Genomic DNA, 16,552 nt, shown 5'->3' on the forward strand with positions numbered 1-16,552 from the left:
CACATGGAAAGCTGAGGTGTTGATATGAAATATAAACAACTTTATGAATTCATAAATACGGACGGCGCCGGGAAACCAGAAGTTGTAATGTCTCGTTATGACGAAGGAAATTACAGCCTGGATAATCCAAATACCAGGATTACAATATATTCTTCCAATGATGATTGGAAGTATGACATCACTTCCGCTACGAACGATGCGGATGGAGATGGTGATCATGATGAAGACGACCAATCCTACTACATGATCGCAGCCAGGCTGGTGGCAGAGATGGCCACCCTAAGTCCAATGGATGAGAGTAATAGACTGTTTGATCGGGTTTTGATTGCATTTTCTGATCATAGTGAGCAAGACGTCAATATTATGCATTACAAAAAAGGTAATAGAGATCTCAAAAATCCTGATTTTATTGTTAAGGCGTCAAATCGCGATTCGTATGGAAGATATCGAACTGTCATAGATACAATAGATGCGGACGGTGATAAGGATATTGATAAGGATGATGAGTTGATATATAGAAACTTGGCGACGTCTTTTTCATCAATGGAGAACTTGTTGCCATAATATAAAGCAAAGCCCCGCCTTCGAGAGAAGAGCGGGGCTTTTTGTTGGGGCTTTTCTGGTGGGCCGCGACTCGGTTTATCAGAAAAACTCAGCTATCAAGCAATCGCAAAAACCCCTCCCGCACCTGCGGGCTATCGCTGTGCGCGACGTTGAAGCGCAGGAAGCTGTTGGCATCAGCCGCTTTGCTCAACAACGTGCCGGGTGCCAGGACGAGGTCGTTTTCAAGGCCTTTACTGGCCAGCGTCTCGGCGTGCAATCCTTCGGGCAAACGGTTCCAGATGAACAGGCCTTCGCCCGGCAGCGAAGACACCGAGCATCCGGCCTCTACCAGCCAGCGCGCCACGCGGCTGCTCGATTCGTAGAGGCGATCGACGGTGCGGCGGGTGTGTTTGGCGTAAGTGCCGTTGGTGAGCATCGTGCAGATAATTTGTTCCGCCAACTCTGAAGTCACGCCGCCGCAGCTCATCTTCAAGCGGATCAACCGTGCGGCCAGTTGCGGCGAGAGCACTGCGTAGCTGACCCGGCTATTGGCCGTCAGGGTCTTGGAGAAACCGGACACGTAACTGACATTGTCGAGCCCGCTGGCGGCCAGGCGCGGGGTGCGTCGTTGCTGGAGATCGCCGTACAGGTCATCTTCAACAATGTGAAAACCGTAGCGGTGACTCAACTCCAGCAGGCGATACACCTGCGCCGCCGAAAACGAGTGCCCGGTCGGGTTATGCAAGGTGCTGTTGGTCATATAGAGCACGGGGCGGTGGACGATCAGCAGGTGCTCGAACGTCTCCAGATCCAGCCCGCTGCAATCGCGGGGAACGGTGAGGACCTTGGCGCCGTGCAACGCCAGATTGGTGTGCAGGTTGAAGTAGCACGGATCGTCGAGCAGCACCGTATCGCCGGGTTTTATCAACAGGCGCATCAGTTGGTCGATGGCCTGCATGGTGTTGGCGGTGGTGATGATTTGTTCCACCGGCACTTCGATGCCGAAGCCCGACAACTTGACCCGCAATGCCTCGCGCAGCGGCCGGTAACCGCCGACCTCACCGTATTCGCCCATGCGCAGCGATGTCGCACGAAGGGTGCCGCGCACGGCTTTGAGCAGTTCATCCGCCGGTAACCACGAGCCGGGTAGAAATCCACAACCGGGACGTAGAGCGTCGTTATCCACAAGAATCGCACGGCGGACACGGCTGAGGGTGTCTTGCGGTTGCAGGTCTGGGGCAGTAGCGGTTGGGGGCTGAGTGCTTGCCCGGTGGACGTAATGCCCCGAGCCCTGGCGTGAGACCACCAGTCCCTTGGCCCGCAATCGGTCGAGGGCGTCCACCACGGTGGATTTTCCGACGTTCATCAATTCGGAGAGTTCGCGAATCGGCGGCAACTTGGCCCCGTGCGGCAGGCCTCCCTGGCTGATGGCTTCGGACAGCTGATCGACAATCTGCTGCACCAGCGGCACCCCCGGCTGGAACTCGATGGCGGCGATCACAGCGCGTTGAGCCTGCATTTTACTGGTCTCCCTGGCAGTAAAGTTCGCTGGATTCTATACGAACTTGCCCTGATCAAGAGAAGCGTCTGTCTCTACCATCAAAATCGCGTTTGTATGGTGGATCAAGAGGGCTCAGTAGATGATTAGGCAAACAACCCGCGACGAACGTTTCCTCGAGATGGCGAAAGAGCATGGCTTCGATATCTACGACGAGAACGCGGCCGGGGGGCATTACGCGCCACTGCTTCGGCATGTCGATGAGCTGTATGTCAGTGGCCTGGTGCCGCGCATGAACGGCAAAATCCAGTACCCGGGCCGGGTGGGCCTGGAGCTTAATTTGGCCGATGCCCAAGAGGCCGCGAGCATCAGCGCGATACGCGGTCTGGCATTGATCCGCGAGGCCGTCGGCTCACTGGATAACGTCAAGGCCCTGCTTCGTGTCACCGTTTATGTGAAATCCACGTTCGATTTCGTCGACCTCAGTGAGGTGGCCAACGGCGCGTCGGATGTCTTCACCCAAGTGTTGGGCGATGCTGGCAAACATACGCGCACGACGGTCGGTGTTTATCAGTTGCCGAAAAACGCGCCGGTGGAAGTGGACATGATTGCGGCGCTGCATCCTTCGATTTCCTGATTTTTGCAGGCAATAAAAAGCCCCGCTGCAAGGGCGGGGCTTTTGGGTTGGGCCGTGTTACTGCGCGGCGATGCTGTAGCCGTCGAACGCGGTTTGTTGCTGCAGTGCGGTGATGATGTTCTTGCGGTTGACCGCTTGTTCGACGCCGGCGTTATCCAGGAACGTCTCGCTTTCAATCACGGCGTCTTCGCCTTCGCCGACGAAGGTAAAGCCGAGGAACTCCAACGCTTTGCGGTCAACGTTCAGGCTTGAACGCGGGGTGCGCAGTGGCAGGGTGACGTTGATGCCGTCCTTGCTGATGGTGAACACTTCGAGGTCTTTCTTGGCGCGAGCCACTTTGCTTTTGCCACTGCTTGGGTTGCTGATGGCTTGGTGAGTCTGGTTCAGCACTTTCAGCGCGAGGCCGTAGACGATTTCCTGAAACGCCGGGTCATCCTTGAAGCTGGAGAGAATCCGGCTGATCGGGAATTTGCTGCTCAGGTCTTCGAGAGCGGCAATGTCGGCCGCTTCCGCGTCCTTGAGTTGTTTGAGTTCGCCCATCAGTTCATAGGCTTTATCGTCGTCGAAGCTGTCGTGTGCCTGGCGAATTGCGGCGCGCAGTTCGCGGATCTGGTCGCTTTCCCGGGTGGATTGAAAAGCGTCCAGGACCATCTCGCTGATGGTCTTGGCCTGAGGCACATGCTGTGAAAGATTGATGGAGTTTTCGTATTCCGCTTTGGACGACAGGGTGACTACGGATTCAGCGGTGTTGGAATCGGACATTGAAATTTCACTACTTCTTTTAACTTGAATTGAGGCGAGAAAGCACAGGGCCTTTTCAGGTCGCCTAATCTATTGGACCCACGCCGAGTTGTCACGGATGAACAGGCGGTTGGTCATGATTTTTGCGAGAAGGCCTCAGTCGATGGCCATTTGCGGTCGTTGTGACTGAAGCGCTGATAGCGCCCGATAAAACTGCAAAGAGCGACCACTGATCAATCCGCAGACAAACCCGGATGCGGAGGCCTTGAGCAGTAACATCTCAAGCGTGGTGGCCTGTTCCGGGTGAACATCATCCTGGTAGCCGAAGTAGTAGTTCACGGCAAAAAACAGCAGGTAGAGCACCAGGGTTTTCGCTGTTCCCGGCACGACCAGTCCGGTTTTCGGCTTATTGAGTTCGACGCCTCTGCTTTGGGAAAGCACCAGCGCAGCCAGACCTCCCAGAACAACGGCGATCAACCAGCAACCGAGGGAGGCGGTGGGGTTCAACGACAGGTTCAGTGAATAGAGCGACCAGCCGAGCAAGATCGGCGGAGTCACGCGTAGCGAGGTTTTGCTTTCCTCAGTCGGGGATAGCGCTTTGATTCCGTAGTAGCAGAGCACCAGGAATACCGCATAAACCCACAGCGGGGTGTGTTGCAGGGTATTGAGCATCACGCAGCGTCCATGCCGAAAAACAAGTGCCGGGATAATAGTCGTTACCGGAGCAGGTGCGGTCGGCTATTTCCCCATCGAATTCAGGTTCATCGAGTGAACCGCCCATTGTTCCGCCGTTTGCTGATCCACCGGCAAGGAGAAGCGGAAGGTCGCGCCTCGTCCGGGCAGATCGATCAGCTGGATCTCACGTCCGTGTAACTGCAGGATCCGATGCACGATGCGCAGCCCCAACCCGCCATCGCGCCGTGCACCGCCAATGTTGAAGGGACGCAGGAACAGGCCTTCGCGCAGCGGCGCAGCGATGCCGGGGCCGGTGTCGCTGACCGTGACTTCTATAAATGGCCCCTGAGGGCGCAGGCTCAGCTCGATTTCTCCGCCTTGAGGGGTGTTGCGCAGGGCATTGTCGAACAGGTTGGTCAGCACGCGCTCGATCAATCCCAGGTCGGCGCAGGCGGCGGAAACGTTAGGGGCGAAAGTGGCCTTCAGTTCGATCTGGCGCGCTTCGGCGGTCAGTTCGAATTTCTGGAAAATGTCCTGCACCAGATCGGTCAGTGAGAAGCGCTCCAGCACCGGTTGCACAAAACCGTGTTCCAGCCTGACCAGTTCCAGCAGCGATTGCGCCAGGCCTCCCACCTTGCGGCTTTGATCGAGGGCGATGCCCAGATAGCGACGCCGGTCGACGGGGGATAACGTGGCGTCCTTGAGCGACAGGGTTTCCAGGTATCCATGCAGCGAGGCCAGTGGTGTTCGCAGGTCATGGGAAATGTTCGCCACCAGTTCGCGGCGTTCCTGGTCTTGACGCGTCAGCGAGCGCCACTGTTCACTGAGGCGGGTTTGCATCTGCCGGAAGGCGGCGTCCAGCACGGCGATTTCATCGTGACTGGCGGCTTTTTCCATCGGCTCGGAGGTGGGCGGTGTGGAGGGCACGCCGTCGATGTCGAACTGACTGACTCTTTCGGTCAAGCGCCGCAGCGGTCGGGTAATCAGGGCAAATGCCGTCAGACCGGCAATCAGGCACAGCAATGCCACCAGACCGATGGACAACAGGGCGGTATTGAGTGCGGCGCTGGTGGCACCGCGTTCGGCGAAGCGGTCGTGTTCTTCGCTGAGCAGTACCACATACAGGTAACCGGCGGGCTGGCCGTTGACCTGCAATGGCGCAGCGCTGAACACCTTGCGCCCGTCGGCGCTGCGCGGGTCATCACCGAGAATCGGCAGGGCATCGCCTTTGAGCAGGCGCTGGACGGGGGCCAGATCGATCCGCTCCCGACGTATCCGTCCCTCCGGTGCGGCGCTTCCGACAATCTTGCCCTCGGTGTCCAGCAGATAAACCTCAACGCTGGGATTGACCTGCATGAGTTTGCTGAACAGTTCACGAATGGCATTGGGCATCAAGCCGCTGCTGTCCATCAGCACCGTGTCATGGGCGATGTGTTGCGCCAGATCGCGCGACAGCCCCTGGACCACTTCCAGTTCATGCATCTTGTTGGAGCGCACTTGCATCCAGGCCGATGTGCCACAGCACACCAGCAACAGAATGGCGAACACCAGGGACAGGCGTTGTGTCAGGGTCAGCCTCATGGCTGCTCCTCCTTGACGGCGAATTTGTAGCCACGCCCCCACACCGTGAGGATGCGCGCGGGCAGCGCCGGATCGGTTTCGATCTTGGCCCGTAGACGATTGATGTGGGTGTTCACCGTGTGTTCGTAACCTTCATGGCTGTAACCCCAGACCGCATTGAGCAAATCCATGCGCGAGAAGACTTTGCCGGGTTGGCGGACGAAGAAATACAGCAGGTCGAATTCCCGTGGCGTGAGGTCCAGGCGACGACCGTCGAGCGAAACGTCGCGGGTGATCGGGTCTATGGACAAGCCGTCCGTCATCAGGCTGCCCGAGTCCATCTTCAGGTTGCGGGCCATGGCGTCGACCCTGCGTAGCAGCGCTTTGACCCGGGCGACCAGTTCCAGCATCGAAAAGGGTTTGGCGAGGTAATCGTCGGCGCCGAGTTCCAGCCCCAGGATCCGGTGCATTTCGCTGGAGCGTGCGCTGGTGATGATGATCGGGGTGTAGCGGGCCATCGCCCGTGCCCGACGGCAGATTTCCAGGCCATCGACACCGGGCAGCATCAGGTCGAGGATCAACGCGTCCCAGCTTCCTTGCTGCAACAGGCGCATGCCTTCGTCACCGTCGGCGCAGTGCACCACCTCGAACTGCTCATCGCGAAGATGCAGGCAGATAAGGTCGGCGATGTGCAGGTCGTCCTCGACCACCAGGACGCGTTTGGTCTGTTCCATAAAGCTCAATCCTTTGTAGCGCAATGGGCACATTGTGCGGGTTTTCCTCAGTCCGAGTTATCACGAATTGTTTAACTGCTCGTGAGGATTTGGCGATCAACCCAAGCCTAGGCTGTGTTCCTTATCAGGCATCGGGAATTTTGGAGAAGGCCATGTTTTCACGGCGACAGTTTCTTGTAGCGGGCGGCGGGCTGGGCGCTGCAGCCTTGGTGATCGGTGTGTTGCCAAAATTTGCCGCCAGTACCGCACTGGTCAGTGATGCCAGTGCCGCGGAGGTATTCGAGGTGACCCACAGCGACAGCGAATGGCACGCCATGCTCAGTGACGAGCAGTACGAAATCCTGCGTAAAGAGGGCACCGAGCGGGCCTACAGCAGCCCGTTGAACAATGAGCATCGCGAGGGCGTTTTCGCCTGCGCCGGGTGTGATCTGCCGCTGTTCTCATCCGATACCAAGTTCGACAGTCGCACCGGCTGGCCGAGTTTCTGGGCCCCCCTGGACAAAGCGGTGGCCACTCGTCAGGACCGGTCTTTCGGCGTGCTGCGTGAAGAAGTCCACTGTCGGCGCTGTGGCGGTCATCTGGGGCATGTCTTCGATGACGGGCCCAAGCCTACCGGCCTGCGTTATTGCATGAACGGTCTGGCGCTGACGTTCGAGCCACAGGCAGCTTGATTCATGGGCATTTCATTTCACTCACTTGATGCAGGTCGACGCTATGTGGCTTTTGGTTCTCGCTTATCTCGGTGGTGTCCTGACGATTGTCAGCCCCTGCATTCTGCCGGTGCTGCCCTTTGTCTTCGCGCGAACCGGGCAGCCGTTTATGAAGAGTGGCTTGCCGCTGTTGGCGGGGATGGCGTTGACCTTCGCCCTGGTCGCGACGTTGGCGGCGGTGGGCGGCGGTTGGGTGGTGCAAGTCAATCAGTACGGTCGCTGGCTCGCGTTGCTGTTCGTTGCACTGTTCGGGCTGACGCTGCTGCTGCCACGACTCGCCGAGCGTCTGACTCGGCCACTGGTGGCGGCCGGCAGTCGATTGTCGGAAGCCGCCGGCGCCGATGCCCGGCCGCGTCCCGGCGCTTCGTTCCTGATCGGCGTCGCCACGGGTTTGCTCTGGGCGCCTTGCGCCGGGCCGATCCTGGGTCTGTTGCTGACCGGGGCGGCGCTGCAAGGAGCCAGCATCGAAACCACGCTGTTGCTGCTGGCGTACGCGGCCGGTGCCGCCACGTCGCTCGCCGTGGCACTGCTGCTCGGCGGTAAAGTCTTCGCGGCAATGAAGCGCTCGATTGGCGCCGGGGAATGGGTTCGGCGCGGTCTTGGGGCCGCCATGCTGGCGGGTGTCGCCGCGATTGCCCTGGGGTTGGATACCGGGATTCTGGCACGGGTTTCGACCGCGTCCACCGGCGGGATCGAGCAAGCCCTGGTGGGCCGATTGGCCGGCAAGTCGCCGAACAACAGCGGGGCGATGATGGCCGCGGGTGGCGCGATGAAAGCGAGTGACAAGGCATCGGGCGCGTTGCCGATTGAAGGCAATCTCCCAGCGCTGGATGGCGCGGTGCAATGGCTCAATTCCCCACCTCTGACCGCGCAGGCCTTGAAGGGCAAAGTTGTGTTGGTGGATTTCTGGACTTACTCCTGCATCAACTGCCTGCGCACCTTGCCGTATGTGAAAGCCTGGGCCGAGAAGTATCGCGATCAGGGATTGGTGGTGATCGGCGTCCATGCCCCTGAATTCGCCTTTGAGCGCGACGTCGGTAATGTCACCAAGGCCATGAAGGACCTGGGTATCAACTACCCCGTGGCCATCGATAACGACTACAAGATCTGGCGTGCCTTCAACAACGAATACTGGCCGGCTCACTACTTTGCCGATGCTCAGGGGCGCATTCGTTATCACCACTTTGGTGAAGGCGAATACGCCGAATCGGAAAGGGTCATCCAGCAACTGCTGCGTGAAGCGGGCACGGTGAACGTCGCGGACGGTTTGATCAACGCGGAGGCGACAGGGGTTCAGCTCGCGCCGGACATGAGCGAAGTGCAATCACCGGAAACCTATGTCGGTTTCCAGCGGGCGGAGCATTTCGTCCCCGAAACCGGCCTTGTGCCTGACAAAGTGGCCGCGTACAGCCCTCCCGCCGAGCTGGCACTCAACGACTGGAGCCTGGACGGAAAGTGGAATGTCGGTTCAGAGCGTGCGACTTCCAGCGCGCCAGCCAGTCGCATCGTTTATCGCTTCCATGCCCGTGATCTGCACTTGGTACTGGGCCCCGGTGCCGACGGTAAACCGGTGCGATTCAAAGTGCTCATTGACGGCAAAGCCCCAGGCGATGCCCACGGCACTGATGTGGCACCCGATGGCAGCGGCCGTGTGAATTCACAGCGTTTGTATCAATTGGTACGCCAGAGCGGCGGCGTGACCGACCGCACGTTCAGCATCGAGTTTCTCGATCCGGGTGTTTCGGCGTACGCGTTTACGTTCGGTTGAAGTCATTTCATTTGTTGAGGAGTCTGCTCCATGAAAACCCTGTTCACCTGGCGCCGCACCCTGTTGGGGATGGCCGCTGCCGGCATTATCAGTCAGTGCTCGGCGTTCTCGTTCGGAGCCGAAGAAGCCGTCGTCATCCCTCCGCCGGCGCTGGATGAAACGACCCAGGTCCACAGCGAAAAAGTGGTGTTTGCCGGCGGGTGTTTTTGGGGCGTCCAAGGCGTTTTCCAGCACGTTAAAGGCGTGAAGAAAGCGGTTTCCGGTTACGCCGGCGGTGCGGCCAACACCGCCCAATATGAACGGGTCAGCGAGGGCGATACCGGCCACGCGGAGTCCGTCGAGGTCACGTTCGACCCGACTCAGGTCAGTTACGGGACGCTGCTGCAGATCTATTTTTCGGTGGCCCACAACCCCACCGAACTGAACCGCCAAGGCCCCGACAGCGGCACTCAATACCGGTCGGCGATTTTCACTGAGAACACCGAACAGCAACGCGTCGCCCAGGCTTACATTGCCCAGCTCGACGCTGCTCATTCGTTCAACAAACCTATAGTGACCAAGCTGGAAACCTACAACGGCTTCTACCCGGCGGAGGAGGAGCACCAGGATTTTCTGACCGAGCACCCGACCTATCCGTACATCGTGATCAACGATCTACCGAAAGTGGCGCAGTTGAAGCAGTTGTATCCCGATCGTTATCAGGAGAAGCCGGTGTTGGTGAAGGCGGGGATGTGAGTGGAAGCGATAACGGGGGGTTACCCCGAAATCATATTCTTGCCCGACACCTTCGACCGATAAAGCGCCTGATCAGCCCGAGCCAGCAACCCGGTCTGTTGTTCTTCCTCAAAACGCTGGACCACGCCAAAACTCATGGTCACGTGAAACGCGCCCACCGGGGGCAGGCTCGACAGGCCATCGCGGATTTTTTCGGCCAGGAGTCTGGCGTCAGCCAACGGGGTATCGGGAAGGATCATGATGAACTCGTCACCGCCCCATCGCGCCAGCAGATCGCCTTCGCGCACGAAGTGCTTCACGCCCTCGACCACCTGCACGATGGCGGCATCACCCAAGGCATGGCCGTAGTGATCGTTAATGATCTTGAAGTCGTCGATGTCCATGGCGATCAGGGACAGGGGGCGTCGAAAGCGCTGGGCGCGTTCGCATGCCTGAGGCAGGCTTTTTTCCATCAGGTAGCGATTGGCGATGGAGGTAAGCGTGTCGGTTTCCGCGAGTTTGCGGTTCTCTTCGAGTTGAATCTGCAGCTGCTGATTGACCCGGGACAATTCCCGGGTGCGCTCTTCAACGATGGCTTCAAGGGAATGAGCGCGTCGCTCCAGTTCCTCGAGCAGACGTCGCTTGTCGTCGATGCTGCGGTGCGCGCCGACCATCCGCGCTACCGTGCCGTCGGCATTGCGGGACAGCACATAGCCGCGGTCTTCGATCCAGGTGTAGCTGCCGTCCAGCATGCGGCAGCGATATTCGGCTTGATAGGTGGGGGCGCGCTGTTTCAGGTAGTCATCAAACACGGCCATGACGCGGGGGTAATCGTCAGGGTGGATGAGGTTTTCCCAGGTCAACGCGGTGTTGTCCAGGGAATGAGGCTCGTAGCCGAGCATCTTGTACCAACCAGGGTTGCGGTAAACAAAACCGGTGTTGGCGTTCCAGTCCCAAATGCCATCGCTGACCAGCTCCAGAATGGTGTGGAGCAGGTCTTCGCTAAAATCTGACACATTGAATTTCAACGGCGTGATATTTGATGCTTCCCCCATCACCGCTCTCCCTGACGCGCAAATATCAATTGATTCGCCTGGGGGTCGAGATTAGTTCATGGCGCATTGCCACGGCTAGTGTTTGCCCCACAACTGCATGGCAAAGTCGACGAAGTGGCGTAATTTCGGCAGCCGGTAGCGATCCTGGGCGTACACCAGGTGCATGGGCCGGCTCGGCAGTTGATAGTGCTGCATCAATGCCACCAGTTTTCCGTTGAGCAGGTCCTGTTCCACCAGCGCATCGGGCAGCATCACGATGCCCATCCCGGTACGGGCCGCCTGATGCAACCCCGCCGAACTGTTGATCAACATCGGACCACTGACGGCCACCATCACTTCGCCTTCGGGCCCGCTCAGGCGCCATTGTTTTTCGACCGATTGCCAGTCATCCCCGACCGGGTAGGCAAAGGACAAGCAATCGTGATGTTGCAGGTCTTCGGGTTTTTCCGGCGTAGATCGGCGTGCCAGGTACTCCGGTGATGCGCACATGGTCAGGGTGTAGTCGATCAGCGGCCGGGCGATCAGGTTCGATGGTTCAATGGCGCCCAGGCGAAACGCCACATCAAGGCCGTTTTCGAGCAGGTCAGGGCGCCCGTTGGTGAGCACCACGTCCAGTTTGACCTGTGGGCATTGCAGCGAAAATTCGCTGAGCGCAGGCGCGAGTCTTTCCGTGCCGAAGGTCAGTGGTGCCGTGATACGCAAGGTGCCACTGGGCGCGTCCTGACTCTGTTCAGCCAGGCGTTCGGAATCGGCGACCAATCCCAATACTTCAAGGCAACGCTGGTAATAGGCCGAGCCGAACTCCGTCAGGCGCTGGCGCCGTGTCGTGCGGTTGAGCAGGCGTACACCCAGGCGTTGCTCCAGCGCCCGCAGGTGATTGCCGACCATGGTCGTGGACATTTCACACTGCTGCGCGGCGGCCGTCATGCTGCCGGCTTCCACCACGCGTACGTAAACGGTCATTGCCTGGAACAAATCCATTATCAAGCTCGGCTTTAAGATGATTGAAGTATTGCAGCGTTTATCCAGCTCAGGTGGCTAACCATACTGCAAAAACACCGACCATTGATGGAGCTTGATGCCATGACCGCCGCCTGCCTGATGAGCACTTACCAACCGCTGGCCCTGAGTTTCAGCAAAGGGGTGGGCACGCGCCTTTGGGATGACGCGGGTCGTGAATACCTGGACGCCGTGGCGGGCGTGGCGGTGACTAACGTTGGCCACTCCCATCCTCGAATCGTCTCGGCGATCACTGAGCAAGCCGGTTTGCTGTTGCACACGTCCAACCTCTACAGCATCAATTGGCAACAACGGTTGGCGCAGCGGCTGACAGCGTTGTCCGGCATGGAGCGGGCGTTCTTCAACAACTCCGGTGCCGAAGCCAACGAAACCGCGCTGAAACTCGCACGGCTTTATGGCTGGCACAAAGGCGTCGAGCAGCCGCTGGTGGTGGTCATGGAAAATGCTTTTCATGGCCGGACGCTGGGCACGTTATCCGCCAGCGATGGCCCGGCCGTGCGCTTGGGGTTCAATGAATTGCCGGGGGATTTCGTCAAGGTCCCGTTCGGTGACCTCAGTGCACTGGATGCCGTGCAGCAAGCCCACGGTCAACGAATCGTGGCAGTCCTGATGGAGCCGATCCAGGGCGAAAGCGGTGTGCAGCTGGCGCCGCCGGGCTATCTCAAAGCGGTGCGCGAACTCTGCAACAAACGCTCGTGGCTAATGATGCTCGACGAAATCCAGACCGGCATCGGCCGCACCGGCCAATGGTTCGCGTTCCAGCACGAGGGTATTGTTCCGGACGTCATGACCCTGGCCAAAGGGCTGGGCAACGGCATCCCCATCGGTGCCTGCCTGGCCCGGGGCAAAGCCGCCGATTTGTTCACTCCGGGCAGTCATGGCAGCACGTTCGGTGGCAATCCACTGGCCTGCCGTGTGGGTTGCACCGTGCTGGACATCATCGAAGAACAAGGTCTGCTGGACAACGCCAGGCTTCAGGGCGAACGTCTGCTCGCCAGATTACGCAGCGAATTGGCGGACAATCCGAACGTCCTGGCAATCCGTGGTCAAGGCTTGATGGTTGGCATCGAACTCAAGCAACCGATCCGCGACCTGACCCTGATCGCCGCGCGCGATCATGGTTTGCTGATCAATGTGACACGCGGGAAAACCATTCGCTTGCTGCCGCCGTTGACGATTGATGAGCGGGAAGTGGAGATGGTTGTCAGAGGCGTTTGTCGGGCCGTGACCATTGCCTGACACACGTTCCCGATCGTTCCCGCGCTCTGCGTGGGAACGATCAAATGTTCACTCTTCTATAAGTTTTCCGGCGTTAGTCTTCCCCGCGCGCAGGCCACCAATCGATTTGATCAGGCGTTCTGCGTTAGCAGGAGAGCGTAGTAGTTAGGCCGTCTCCTCGGCAGCAGACAGATCTGAATACGGCCGCTCCCCCAAGCTTTCCACCAACCGAACCAGATACCCATCCGGATCCTGCACCAGAAATTCGCGTTGCCCGACCTCCACTGCATCGGCGCGATACCAGACATCGGCGCGCGGGCGAAACAGTGGCCATTCGACTTCCGACAATCGCTCAAGTATCGGTTCGACGAGGTCGACGGTGATCTGAAAGTTGATACCTCGACCAAACGGTGCTTCCAATGCGCCCGTCACCCACTGGCCGTCATCCGGAGCATATTGCTCCAGCATGATCTGTGCGCCGTTGTTATCGAGGTAGGCGAAACCCGCTTCCGGGCGTTCGTAAGCAATCTTGAAACCGATCAATGAGGTCCAGAAATGAAGGCTGTTCTTGAGGTCGATGACCATCAGTTCGGGGACCAACTTGCTCCGTGCAAACATTCCTATCCTTGTTAAACCGTGTGGGAGGACTTGGCGAAAGCGCTGATTTCACCTCGATCCATGAGTTTGATTTTTGAGCCCGTGAACGTTGCGAACAATTGCCGGTGTACGGTAAACCCACTGGCGTCTTCGCGCATCCGATAACTGGCGGCCCATTCCACCAACGCTATCAGCAACTCGTCATTGTCCGGTCTATGTTCTCGTTGACGAATATTGGCCACACAGCTGTCGTCATCCACACACAACCAGATCAGCGCCGTTGCCCTGTGGATAAGTTCTCTGACAATCCAGCCATAAACACCTTCGATCACCCACTGATCTTCAGCGGCCGCCACCCGCGCTATGTCCAGTGCCGCGGCATATGGGCGGGCGATGCTGTGTTCGTCCGACACCCAGTAAATCAGGTCGAGATCGATCCATGGCACCTTGAGTTGTGCGGCCAATCGCTCCGCCAGCCAGCTTTTGCCGGCGCCGGAGTTGCCGATGATCAGCGTGCGGGTGAGGTTCATGGTGACTCGCCGTTTCAGTCGTCATGTTCAGGCGCAACCATCCGGGTCTTGGGCGAGCCGTTTGAGTTGTGCTGATAGATATCCTGGGGTTGCCCTTTCTCATTGAAGTACACCTGGCCGATGCCTGCCGAGTTCCATAGCCGTTCGCCGGCCTCGGCGTGTTCGGGGATGTGCGGGACGATGCGCATGCGTCGGCGTTTGGTCAGCCAGTTGAGGGGCGAGCGCGGCGAGTAGAGCCAGCGGTTGAGGCGGTCGAACCATTCGAGCAGCCTCGGCGGGAATTCATTCTTGATGCCGCTGCTGGTGATCTGCCAGATTTTCGGGCCGGCCTTACGGTGCCGGATCAGCACTTCGTAGACGAAGGAATAATGCACATCACCGGACAGCACCACGTAGTTACCCGGTGTGCGCGAGTGTCGGAAGATGTTCAGGATCACTTGCGCCGCGCCGCGATGGGCCATCCAGTTTTCGGCGTCCACCAGCAGGGGATAACCGAACCAGCTGAAGACTTTCTGTACGGTTTCGATCAGTTTGACGCCGAAGATCGGCGCGGGTGACACGATGATCGCCGACGGATGATCGAGCAGTTCCTGTTGCAGCTCGCTGAGGGCTTCCCAGTCCAGCAGGCCCGACGGTTGCTTGAGGTTCATCTCGCTGCGCCAGCGCCGGGTGCGGGTGTCGATCACCACCAGGGCGGGGGTGGTGGGCAGCACGTAATGCCACTGCTGAAAGCTCAACAGCGCATCGATCAAGTCATCCTGCACCGGACTGTCGAGGTAACGGTCGGCCCCGGTGACGCTGAGCAAACGGGTTTTTTCCAGCACATCGCTGAACGCATCGGGGTTGTTGCCCCAACCCTGGCACAGCATGTAGGCGATCAAGGCGTTGCCGATGATGCGCTTGGAGAACGGATGGCCGTAGGCCGTTTCCTCCCATTGTGCGGAAAGGTTCCAGTCGTCGGTGATGTCGTGGTCATCGAAGATCATCAGGCACGGCAGATGCGCCATGGCCCGGGCGACACCGCCCAGGCCGGACTTGAAGCCATCGATATGGGTCTGTTCAGCGGCATAACGCTTGCGTCTCTCAGGCGTCAGCGCAGGCGGTTGCGGGGCGATCAATCTCCAGGGCGTCGGCGACCAGACCAGCAAATACATGGCCATCACTTCAGCGAACGTCATCAAGTGATTGTCGGCACTGCTGCTGGTGAAGATCGGCTTGCGCGCGCCGCCGAAAAATCGATCACGCAGGGTTTCATTGCTCTTGAGCGCCGGTAACAAATCCGCACGGTGGTAGTAGCTGGCCGGGTGCTCATAAAGCTTGGCGCTGTCGCTGACCACGGCGCCTTCGAGGTGTTCTTCGAACAGTCCTAACCGCTCGATCAAGGCATGAATTGCCCGCAACATCGGTCCCGCGACATCGTCGGCGTAAATCTGATCGCCGCTCATCATCAACAGCGCCGGGCGTTGCGATGCGTCATGTTCCGTTGCCAATAGACCGTCGACACAGAGCAAGCCATCGGTGGCCGGGTGATGGGGTTTACGGCAGGAGCCATGCAGCAATTGATCAATGCGCGAGCGCAGGACGAAGTTCGGGCAGCGTGCTTCGCCGTAGAGCAAATGCGGGGCCCACTCGGCGATGCCCGTCCCGTCGATCAACAGGTCGTATTCGATCACGGTGTCGCAGGGCAGGGCGGTCGCCAGCGGCACATCGATCAAGTGGATAAACGCGTGAGTGCCGATCGGGATGACGGTGCACTGTCCGGCATCCAGTCGGATGTCGGCGCAGTCTTGCAGGCGCAACGTCAGCGACAGCGCCCGGGATCCCACGAGCCACATGACCAGCCGCGCAGGTTCCAGCCGCCGCAACAGCGGGCCGACCAGCACCGGTGGCAGTGAGTGGCAGTCATCAGACAAAGGCAGAGATACGGACATCCGGGTTCAAGGCTCTTGGCGCACAGGCCGGCGATGATAGCGCAGAGCTCTGGCTGAACTTCATCAATTGCCCGATGGGGGTTACTTGAGGGGAAAGATCGTGACCGACACCACCAGCGCAACCAGTGCGGCCACCAGGCTGCACGCTGCCGCAGCAAAATGTCGATAAGCGGGGGATTGTTCCTGGTTGCACTTGGTGAATACCAAGAGCCAGGTCCCGATCAGAGTGCCCATAAATGCCATCAGCGTATAAAGCGCAAAGGCCGGGGCTCGCGAGACGGGGGCGTCCGGGGTTAACCAGCTCGAGCAAAGAATCAGCACCGCAGTCCCGACGATGAAACTGGCCACGGCACCCGAGAGGTTCGCCAGCCAGATATTCAACGGGCCACGGCTCTTCACAACCCAAATCCACATCCCTGCTGATGCAGCGAAGAACATCAACATACTGATTAACTGCATTCCATCTTCCCTGTTAACAACGTCGTGGGTCTTTGTTGAGGTGAGGCGATGGCAGGCACGATATCAAATCAGTGGCTCTGAGCTGAAGGGCGTTGTGGGTTTATATCGATTTGATTGAGTCGCAGCGCGAATCCAATGTAATGAGGGAGCAAGCTCCCTCAT

The 16,552-nt window shown here is 58.8% G+C and carries 17 protein-coding genes; 6 read left to right on the forward strand and 11 right to left on the reverse strand.

The annotated features are described in order from the left end of the window. Positions 1–24 precede the first annotated feature (24 nt). Positions 25–564, forward strand: coding sequence for a hypothetical protein (locus AB4N43_RS22250; protein WP_194940608.1), 540 nt, complete (start codon positions 25–27; stop codon positions 562–564). An 88-nt stretch (positions 565–652) separates the two neighbouring features. Here AB4N43_RS22250 and AB4N43_RS22255 read toward each other — a convergent pair whose 3' ends face one another. Next, a complete protein-coding gene (locus AB4N43_RS22255) occupies positions 653–2,062 on the reverse strand; it encodes an aminotransferase-like domain-containing protein (protein ID WP_194940607.1) in 1,410 nt (469 codons plus the stop codon). Positions 2,063–2,183: 121 nt separating this feature from the next. On the opposite strand from AB4N43_RS22255, the gene AB4N43_RS22260 reads away from it, so the two are divergent. Further along, positions 2,184–2,678 carry a RidA family protein gene (locus AB4N43_RS22260; protein ID WP_027922715.1) on the forward strand — a complete coding sequence of 165 codons (495 nt, stop codon included), beginning with the start codon at positions 2,184–2,186 and terminating at the stop codon, positions 2,676–2,678. Between the two features lie 57 nt (positions 2,679–2,735). Here the strand turns inward: AB4N43_RS22260 and AB4N43_RS22265 are convergent, their stop codons facing one another. The 4 genes from AB4N43_RS22265 to AB4N43_RS22280 form a co-directional block, all read right to left on the reverse strand. Beyond that, positions 2,736–3,440 (reverse strand): hypothetical protein, encoded by a 705-nt coding sequence (locus AB4N43_RS22265; protein ID WP_027922716.1) that lies wholly within the window; start codon positions 3,438–3,440, stop codon positions 2,736–2,738. Positions 3,441–3,575: 135 nt separating this feature from the next. Then, positions 3,576–4,091 carry a hypothetical protein gene (locus AB4N43_RS22270; RefSeq protein ID WP_027922717.1) on the reverse strand — a complete coding sequence of 172 codons (516 nt, stop codon included), beginning with the start codon at positions 4,089–4,091 and terminating at the stop codon, positions 3,576–3,578. Between the two features lie 66 nt (positions 4,092–4,157). Then, positions 4,158–5,675, reverse strand: coding sequence for a sensor histidine kinase (locus tag AB4N43_RS22275; RefSeq protein ID WP_027922718.1), 1,518 nt, complete (start codon positions 5,673–5,675; stop codon positions 4,158–4,160). Continuing rightward, positions 5,672–6,388: a response regulator transcription factor gene (locus AB4N43_RS22280; protein ID WP_027922719.1), complete on the reverse strand. Its 717-nt coding sequence runs from the start codon at positions 6,386–6,388 to the stop codon at positions 5,672–5,674. Before AB4N43_RS22280 ends, AB4N43_RS22275 begins: the two co-directional genes overlap by 4 nt. A 152-nt stretch (positions 6,389–6,540) precedes the next feature. Here AB4N43_RS22280 and msrB point away from each other — a divergent pair, with 152 nt between their 5' ends. Genes msrB through msrA form a run of 3 tightly spaced genes read left to right on the forward strand, consistent with a single transcriptional unit; the run spans position 6,541 to position 9,601 of the window. Beyond that, a complete protein-coding gene (gene msrB / locus AB4N43_RS22285) occupies positions 6,541–7,059 on the forward strand; it encodes a peptide-methionine (R)-S-oxide reductase MsrB (protein ID WP_059182190.1) in 519 nt (172 codons plus the stop codon). 43 nt (positions 7,060–7,102) lie between these two features. Further along, positions 7,103–8,866, forward strand: a complete 1,764-nt coding sequence (locus tag AB4N43_RS22290) for a cytochrome c biogenesis protein DipZ (protein WP_059183054.1) — start codon at positions 7,103–7,105, stop codon at positions 8,864–8,866. Between the two features lie 30 nt (positions 8,867–8,896). Then, positions 8,897–9,601 carry a peptide-methionine (S)-S-oxide reductase MsrA gene (gene msrA / locus AB4N43_RS22295; protein WP_059182191.1) on the forward strand — a complete coding sequence of 235 codons (705 nt, stop codon included), beginning with the start codon at positions 8,897–8,899 and terminating at the stop codon, positions 9,599–9,601. A gap of 20 nt (positions 9,602–9,621) precedes the next feature. Here msrA and AB4N43_RS22300 read toward each other — a convergent pair whose 3' ends face one another. Together AB4N43_RS22300 and AB4N43_RS22305 are read right to left on the reverse strand one after the other, a co-directional pair. Further along, positions 9,622–10,635 carry a sensor domain-containing diguanylate cyclase gene (locus AB4N43_RS22300; protein WP_059182192.1) on the reverse strand — a complete coding sequence of 338 codons (1,014 nt, stop codon included), beginning with the start codon at positions 10,633–10,635 and terminating at the stop codon, positions 9,622–9,624. Positions 10,636–10,710: 75 nt separating this feature from the next. Next, on the reverse strand, positions 10,711–11,616 hold the full coding sequence (locus AB4N43_RS22305) for a LysR family transcriptional regulator (RefSeq protein WP_027922724.1): 906 nt from the start codon (positions 11,614–11,616) through the stop codon (positions 10,711–10,713). A gap of 102 nt (positions 11,617–11,718) precedes the next feature. On the opposite strand from AB4N43_RS22305, the gene AB4N43_RS22310 reads away from it, so the two are divergent. Then, positions 11,719–12,894 carry an aspartate aminotransferase family protein gene (locus AB4N43_RS22310; RefSeq protein WP_027922725.1) on the forward strand — a complete coding sequence of 392 codons (1,176 nt, stop codon included), beginning with the start codon at positions 11,719–11,721 and terminating at the stop codon, positions 12,892–12,894. Positions 12,895–13,038: 144 nt separating this feature from the next. On the opposite strand, the gene AB4N43_RS22315 is transcribed toward AB4N43_RS22310, so the two are convergent. From AB4N43_RS22315 to AB4N43_RS22330, 4 genes are all read right to left on the reverse strand, one after another. Next, positions 13,039–13,491, reverse strand: coding sequence for a bleomycin resistance protein (locus tag AB4N43_RS22315; protein WP_460151947.1), 453 nt, complete (start codon positions 13,489–13,491; stop codon positions 13,039–13,041). An 11-nt stretch (positions 13,492–13,502) separates the two neighbouring features. Continuing rightward, on the reverse strand, positions 13,503–14,000 hold the full coding sequence (locus AB4N43_RS22320) for a P-loop NTPase family protein (RefSeq protein ID WP_027922727.1): 498 nt from the start codon (positions 13,998–14,000) through the stop codon (positions 13,503–13,505). A 14-nt stretch (positions 14,001–14,014) separates the two neighbouring features. After that, entirely contained in the window at positions 14,015–15,931 is a 1,917-nt protein-coding gene (locus AB4N43_RS22325) for an alkaline phosphatase D family protein (protein ID WP_027922728.1), read from the reverse strand. An 81-nt stretch (positions 15,932–16,012) separates the two neighbouring features. Beyond that, the gene (locus tag AB4N43_RS22330) at positions 16,013–16,390 is read right to left on the reverse strand and encodes a hypothetical protein (protein ID WP_027922729.1); all 378 of its coding nucleotides are present in this window, start codon (positions 16,388–16,390) and stop codon (positions 16,013–16,015) included. Positions 16,391–16,552 lie beyond the last annotated feature (162 nt).

It is taken from the genome of Pseudomonas sp. S2_B07, assembly GCF_054668435.1.